Annotated in this window: 5 protein-coding genes; 4 read left to right on the forward strand and 1 reads right to left on the reverse strand. The window is 73.1% G+C overall.

Annotation, left to right across the window (positions count from 1 at the left end; genetic code table 11):
- Positions 1-929 (reverse strand): 16S rRNA (cytosine(1402)-N(4))-methyltransferase RsmH (rsmH, locus tag ABT085_RS41400; RefSeq protein ID WP_351620754.1); only part of this gene is annotated, 929 nt, incomplete at its 3' end.
- 387 nt (positions 930-1,316) lie between these two features.
- Between rsmH and ABT085_RS41405 the strand changes: the two genes are divergently transcribed.
- The 4 genes from ABT085_RS41405 (at position 1,317) to ABT085_RS41420 (ending at position 6,980) form a co-directional block, all read left to right on the forward strand.
- Complete coding sequence (locus ABT085_RS41405) at positions 1,317-1,862, forward strand: beta-class carbonic anhydrase (protein WP_351620756.1); 546 nt, start codon at positions 1,317-1,319, stop codon at positions 1,860-1,862.
- 191 nt (positions 1,863-2,053) lie between these two features.
- A complete protein-coding gene (locus ABT085_RS41410; protein WP_351620759.1) occupies positions 2,054-3,091 on the forward strand; it encodes an AAA family ATPase in 1,038 nt (345 codons plus the stop codon).
- Entirely contained in the window at positions 3,091-4,473 is a 1,383-nt protein-coding gene (locus tag ABT085_RS41415) for a DUF58 domain-containing protein (RefSeq protein ID WP_351620762.1), read from the forward strand. Before ABT085_RS41410 ends, ABT085_RS41415 begins: the two co-directional genes overlap by 1 nt.
- Positions 4,470-6,980 carry a transglutaminase TgpA family protein gene (locus tag ABT085_RS41420; protein ID WP_351620765.1) on the forward strand — a complete coding sequence of 837 codons (2,511 nt, stop codon included), beginning with the start codon at positions 4,470-4,472 and terminating at the stop codon, positions 6,978-6,980. The genes ABT085_RS41415 and ABT085_RS41420 overlap by 4 nt, the downstream gene beginning before the upstream one ends.
- Positions 6,981-7,124 lie beyond the last annotated feature (144 nt).

The following is a 7,124-nucleotide window of genomic DNA, read 5'->3' on the forward strand; positions in this document are numbered from 1 at the left end:
GCCCCGCGCAGCCGGGCCGGGGCGGCCCGCCGGTTCTCGGCGACCTCCGCCTCGGTGGGCAGTTCGGCGCCGCGCGTCAGCAGCTTGAGCCGGGGCTGGTAGCGCTCGGGCACGACCGGCAGCCCGGGCGGCGCGGTGGTCGCGGCACCGGCCGCGAACACCTGCTTGACCAGACGGTCCTCCAGCGAGTGGTACGACAGGACGGCGATCCGGCCGCCCACGTCGAGCGACTTCACGGCCGCCGGGATCGCCCGTTCCAGGACGGACAGTTCGCCGTTGACCTCGATCCGCAGGGCCTGGAAGGTGCGCTTGGCCGGGTTGCCGCCGGTGCGCTTGGCGGCCTGCGGCAGCGCGTCCCGGATCAGCTCCACCAGCCGTGCGCTGTTGCTGAACGGCTCCTTCTCGCGCTCGCGCACGACGGCGCTCACGATCCGCTTGGCCTGCTTCTCCTCGCCGTAGGCCCGCAGGATCCGGACGAGTTCACCGGCCGGGTAGGTGTTGAGGACCTCGGCGGCGCTCATGCCGGTCGTCTGGTCCATCCGCATGTCGAGCGGGGCGTCCTGGGCGTAGGCGAAGCCGCGGTTGGCCTCGTCGAGTTGCATGGAGGAGACGCCGAGGTCGAACAGGACGCCCTGGACGCGCGGGATGCCGAGCCGGCCGAGGACGTCGGGGAGTTCGTCGTAGACCGCGTGCACGAGGGTGGCGCGTTCACCGAAGGGGGCGAGCCGCTCGCCGGACAGCCGCAGGGCCTCCTTGTCGCGGTCGAGGGCGACGAGCCGGGCTTCGGGGAACTGCGTCAGCAGGGCCTCGCTGTGTCCGCCGAGGCCGAGGGTGCAGTCGACGACCACCGCTCCCGGGCGCCCGAGCGCGGGTGCCAACAGGTCCAGGCACCGCTGGAGCATCACCGGGACGTGTCGACTCTGGCTCAAGGGGCCCTCTCAGGTCCGGCGCGGCGCACGCACCGCCGGGTCCCCACCCTCCCCCCAGCCGGGAGCGGGAGGAGGCCGAGCCGTACGTACGCACCGCGCACGCGGGGAGATCTCCGGACAGCACGCCGGGGTCTTCGGGGGTGTCCAGTGCAGCAGGGAGGGTCTCGCCTCCCGCTTCGCGTCACTTTAGTCCACGGGGTGTCCCGGTCAATCAACCGGCCTGCGCGTCGCGTGCCGGTGTGGGTACGAAGCCGCAGACTGGGGAAAATCACCCCGGCGGAGGCACAGGCGCCACCTGTGTGGGTTAGCTCACAAGAGGACACAATGCATCTCTTTCCCCCCTCTCGCACCGCGACGGGACCGGCTGTGACCAGTACGGTCATAACCATGACGCCTTCTGCATCGGTTCCCACCGGCTCTGGGCCGGCCATATCCGGCGGTACCGTGACCGACCGCCTGGTCGAGGCGAACGGGCAGTACGCCGCCGCGTTCGCCGACCCCGGCATGGACGCCCGCCCCGTCCTGCGTGTCGCCGTCGTGGCCTGCATGGACGCCCGTCTCGACCTGCACGCGGCGCTCGGCCTGAACCTGGGCGACTGTCACACCATCCGCAACGCCGGCGGCGTGGTCACCGACGACGTGATCCGCTCCCTCACCATCAGTCAGCGCGCGCTGGGCACCCGCAGCGTCGTGCTCATCCACCACACCGGCTGTGGTCTGGAGACCCTCACCGAGGAGTTCCGCCACGATCTGGAGATGGAGGTCGGCCAGCGCCCCGCCTGGGCGGTGGAGGCGTTCCGGGACGTCGAACAGGACGTGCGCCAGTCCATGCAGCGCGTGCGCACCTCCCCCTTCCTGCTGCACACCGACGACGTGCGCGGCTTCGTCTTCGACGTGAAGACCGGCCTGCTGCGTGAGACGGACCCGGCCTAGCCCCGTATCAAACCCCGTAAGCCCCGACATATCGCGGCCAGTTGTCCACAGGCGAGTGACACGAAACGGTAACGGCAGCAAGAATGCAGGGGTGATGTCGCGCGGACGATTCCGCGCGGTGTCCGTTTTCGGGGTGGGCCGGTCCGCGTCACGATGCGTCGGCCCGGAAGGTACGGGCCGAGGAGGGCCGGGTGACGACCTATGACGATCGAGCGAGCCTCACTGATCTGACCGCCACTGTGGAGCGTGTCCGCAGTTCGGTGGAAGGGGTGATCGAGGGCAAGCCCGAGGTCGTACGGCTTACGCTGACCGTGCTGCTCGCCGAGGGGCATCTTCTGATCGAGGATGTCCCCGGCGTCGGCAAGACGATGCTGGCGAAGGCTCTGGCGCGGTCCGTGGACTGTTCGGTGCGACGTATCCAGTTCACTCCCGACCTGCTGCCGTCGGACATCACCGGCGTGTCCATCTGGGACCAGCAGCAGCGGGACTTCGAGTTCAAGCCGGGGGCGATCTTCGCGCAGATCGTGATCGGCGACGAGATCAACCGCGCCTCGCCCAAGACCCAGTCCGCGCTGCTGGAGTCGATGGAGGAGCGCCAGGTCACCATCGACGGGCAGACGTACGAACTGCCCAGCCCCTTCATGGTGGTGGCCACGCAGAACCCGGTCGAGATGGAGGGCACCTACCCGCTGCCCGAGGCCCAGCGCGACCGCTTCATGGCCCGCGTCTCCATGGGATACCCCAGCGCGGAGGCCGAGTTGCAGATGCTCGACGTGCACGGCGGGGTGAGCCCGCTGGACGACCTCCAGCCGGTGGCGCACGCGCACGACATCGTGAAGCTGGTGGAGGCCGTCCGCGGCGTCCATGTCGCCGAGGCGGTCCGCCGGTACGCGGTGGAGCTGGTCTCGGCCACACGCACCCACCCCGATCTCAGACTCGGGGCCTCCCCGCGCGCGACGCTGCATCTGCTGCGCGCAGCGAGGGCGTCCGCGGCCCTCGCCGGCCGGGACTACGCCCTGCCGGACGACGTGCAGGCGCTCGCCGTCCCGGTGCTGGCCCACCGGCTGCTGCCCACCGCGCAGGCCCAGATCAACCGGCGTACGTCGGAACAGGTCGTCGAAGAGATCCTCCAGCGCACCCCGGTGCCGTCCGCACCCCAGCAGCAGAGCGGCTACGGCCTGGCGCAAGGCGCCCCGGCCTACCCGCAGCGGCCGCCGCGGAGGCTGTGATGACCTCCGGGGGGACGGGCCACGCGGACGCCGACCGGAAGCAGCAGGGAGGCATCCGCGCGGCCCTGGCGGGGCTGACCACCCGCGGCCGCTCGTTCCTGGCCGCCGGGGTCGCCGCCGCCGTCTGCGCCTATGTCCTGGGGCAGGCCGACCTGCTGCGGGTCGGCCTGCTCCTCGCGGTGCTGCCGCTGGTCTGCACGGCCGTGCTGCACCGCACCCGCTACCGGGTGGCAGGCAGCCGCCGGCTCGCCCCCGCGCGGGTGCCCGCGAGCAGCGAGGCCCGGGTCCATCTGCGGATGGACAACGTCTCCAGGCTGCCCACCGGCCTGCTCATGCTCCAGGACCGGGTGCCGTACGTGCTCGGCCCGCGTCCCCGCTTCGTGCTGGACCGGGTGGAGGCGGGCGGCCGCCGCGAGGTGTCCTACCGGGTCCGCTCCGACCTGCGCGGCCGTTATCCGCTGGGCCCCCTGCAGCTGCGGCTGACCGACCCGTTCGGGATGTGCGAGCTCACCCGGTCCTTCTCGGCGCACGACACCCTGACCGTCACCCCGCGCGTGACACCGCTGCCGCCGGTCCGGCTGACCGGCGAGGCGAAGGGGTACGGCGACGGACGCCAGCGGTCGCTGGCCCTGGCCGGCGACGACGACGTGATCCCGCGCGGCTACCGTCACGGCGACGACCTGCGCCGCGTGCACTGGCGTTCCACCGCGCGCTACGGCGAGCTGATGGTGCGTCGCGAGGAACAGCCGCAGCGCGCCCGCTGCACGGTGCTCCTCGACACCCGGGGCCTCGCCTTCCACGGCGCCGGTCCCGACTCGGCCTTCGAGTGGGCCGTCGCGGGCGCCGCGTCCGTCCTGGTCCACATGCTGGAGCGGGGTTTCTCCGTGCGGCTGGTCACGGACGACGGCAGGGCGGTGCCGGGCGAGGGCGCGGAAGGCTTCGCGGGCGCCGGCCAGGAGTCGGCGGAAGCGGCCGGACTGATGATGGACACGCTCGCGGTGATCGACCACTCGGACGGCACGGACCTGTCCCCGGCGTACGACCTGCTGCGCGGCGGGAACGAGGGACTGCTGGTGGCGTTCTTCGGCGATCTCGACGAGGAGCAGGCGGCGGTGGCCGCCAAGATGCGCCGGCGTAGCAACGGCGCGCTCGCCTTCCTGGTGGACGGCGACACCTGGGGACCCGGGACACCGGACGGGCCCGGCCCGGCGGACGGACGGCAGGAGGGGCTGCGGACCCTGCGCGAGGCGGGCTGGACCGCCCTGAGCGTGCCGCGGGGCGCCCTGCTGGAGGACCTGTGGCGTCAGGCGGACCGGGATCGCGCCCAGCTCGCCGCCACGGGCGCGACGGGCGCGACGGCCGGTGGGGAGAGCGGGTCATGAGCGGGCGGGCACGACTGACACTCTGGGCGTGGGCGGCGACGCTGCTCGCGGCGAGCGCCCTGCTGCCCCTGGTCGACTCGGTCGGCTGGATGCTGGAGGCCGCCGTCCTGCTGGCGATCCAGTCGGGCGTGGGCGCGGCCGCCCGCCGGGTACCGCTGCCCCGGACGCTGACCGTGCTGGCCCAGGTCCTGGTCACGCTGTTGCTGCTGACCCTGTTCTTCGCACGGCAGCAGTCCCTGGGCGGACTGCTGCCCGGCCCGGACACCTTCCGCACCTTCGGCGAGCTGTTCCAGGCGGGCATCCAGGACGTGGGGCGGTACGCGATCCCGGCCCCGCTGTCCGACGGCATCCGGCTGATGCTCGTCGGCGGTGTGCTGGTGATCGGGCTGCTGGTGGACGCCGTCGCGGTGACCTTCCGCAGCGCGGCCCCGGCCGGTCTGCCGCTGCTGGCGCTGTACTCGGTGGCCGCGGGCATCTCCGACGGCAGCGCCGACTGGTTCTTCTTCCTGCTCGCGGCGGCCGGCTATCTGGTGCTGCTGCTGACCGAGAGCCGGGAGCGTCTCTCCCAGTGGGGCCGGGTCTTCGGCGGGACACCGCGCACCCCGGGCGCCGAGACCGGCCCCTCGGCGCCGGTGCGCACCGGCCGGCGGATCGGCGCCGTCTCGCTCGGCATCGCCCTGGCGGTACCGCTGCTGCCGCTGCCCGCGATACAGGGCGGCCTGCTGGACGGCGCCAGGACCGGGGTGGGCACGGGCCCCGGGGACGGCGGCACGGTCTCGGCGGTGAACCCGCTGGTGTCGCTGAAGGACAGCCTGAACGTGCAAGAGGACCACACGGTGCTGGTGCTGCGCACCAACAGCCAGACCCTCTCCGACATGTATCTGCGGATCGTGTCCCTGGACGAGTTCGACGGCACCACCTGGAAGCCCTCGAAACGGCAGATCGTCACCGTGCCGGACGAACTGCCCACGCCGGTCGGGCTGGGCGCCGATGTCAGACGGGCGGAGATCACGACCCGGATCTCGGCCGCCGACTGGTACGCCCAGGACTGGCTGCCGATGCCGTACCCGCCGAGCGCCGTGAACGTCAAGGGCAACTGGCGCTACGAGCCCGAGGGCATGACGCTCGTCGGCGACCACGGTCAGACCACCCGCGGCGCGACCTACGAGGTGAAGAGCCTGGAGGTGCTGCCGACGGCCGAGCAGCTCGCCGCGGCACCACTGGCGCCCGAAGGGCTGCGCGACGAGTACACGAAGGTGCCGGACTCGCTGCCCGCGGTGGTGGCGCGCACCGCCCGCACGGTCACCGACGGCGCGGTGACCGACTACGCGAAGGCGGTCAAGCTCCAGGACTACTTCGCCGTCGAGGGCGGCTTCCAGTACAACACCGAGGTCAAGGTCGGCACCGGCCCCAACGCGATAGCCCGCTTCCTGGAGGAGAAGGAGGGCTTCTGCGTCCACTTCTCCTTCGCGATGGCCGCGATGGCCCGCACGCTGGGGATTCCGGCCCGGGTCGCGGTGGGCTTCGCACCGGGCTCCCTCCAGTCGGACGGCTCGGTGTCGGTGGGGCTGAAGGACGCGCACGCCTGGCCCGAGCTGTACTTCCAGGGCGTGGGCTGGACCCGCTTCGAACCGACGCCCACCCGGGGCACGACACCTTCGTACACCCAGCCCGAGTCGTCCGGGAGCAGTGCTCCCGACGAGCCGCAGGCGAGCCGTTCGGCGGGCTCGGTGGCCTCCGACGCACCCGTGGTCGGCACGAGCTGCTCGGCCCAGGACAAGAAGCTGGAGGGCTGCGCGGGAGCGCTGCCCGCGGACTCGGCGGGGCAGGACGGCGACGGCGGTCACTGGTACGAGACCGTGGGCTGGATCCTGCTGGGCCTGGCCGTGGTGGCCCTGCCGCTGTCGCCGATGCTGTGGCGGCTCAGACGCCGGTCGGTGCGGCTGGGCTCGGCCCGGCACGCCCCGTCCGCGGTGGGCGCGGCCCTGCCCGGCGGCCGGAAGCACGCCGGTGCGCAGTACACGGACGAGCTGGACATGACGGAGCCGGCGCCTGACGGGACGGTGCTGCGGCAATCCGGTGCGGTCGCCACCGGGCAGGTCCTGGCCGCCTGGCGCGAGCTCACCGACACGGCCTGGGACTACGGCATCGTGCCGGACGACGCGCTCACCCCACGCAGGGCGGCCGCCCGGATCGTGCGGCTGGCGCATCTGGAGGAGCCCGCGGCCGGGTCGGTGCACCGGGTGGCGTCGGCCGTGGAGCAGGTGCTCTACGCACCGCAGCCGCGGGCCGAGCCCGGTCTGGCCGGGGACGTGCGCGTGCTGCGGACGGCCCTGCGGTCGCGGGCGAGCCGGACCGCCCGGCTGCGGGCGCTTCTCGCGCCCCGGTCCGCCGTGCGCGTGGTCTGGGACCTCGGCAACCGCTGGGCGGAGCTGCGGACGGACTGGGCCGTGCGGTGGACGGACGCGGTGCACCGACGCCGGCCCTCCGGGGAGCAGAGCGGCTGACCGGACGGGCCGGCCGCACGACGGCCGGCCCGCACCGGGCCTCCCCCGGCTTCTTCGGGCCTCCCCGAGCCTCTCCGGGCCCGCGGGGCCGGGAACGGCGGCCCGGGACCACAAGGCGGGAACGGCGCCCCGGGACGACCACGC

The organism is Streptomyces sp. NPDC002265 (genome assembly GCF_040296125.1).
Classification (GTDB): Bacteria; Actinomycetota; Actinomycetes; order Streptomycetales; family Streptomycetaceae; genus Streptomyces.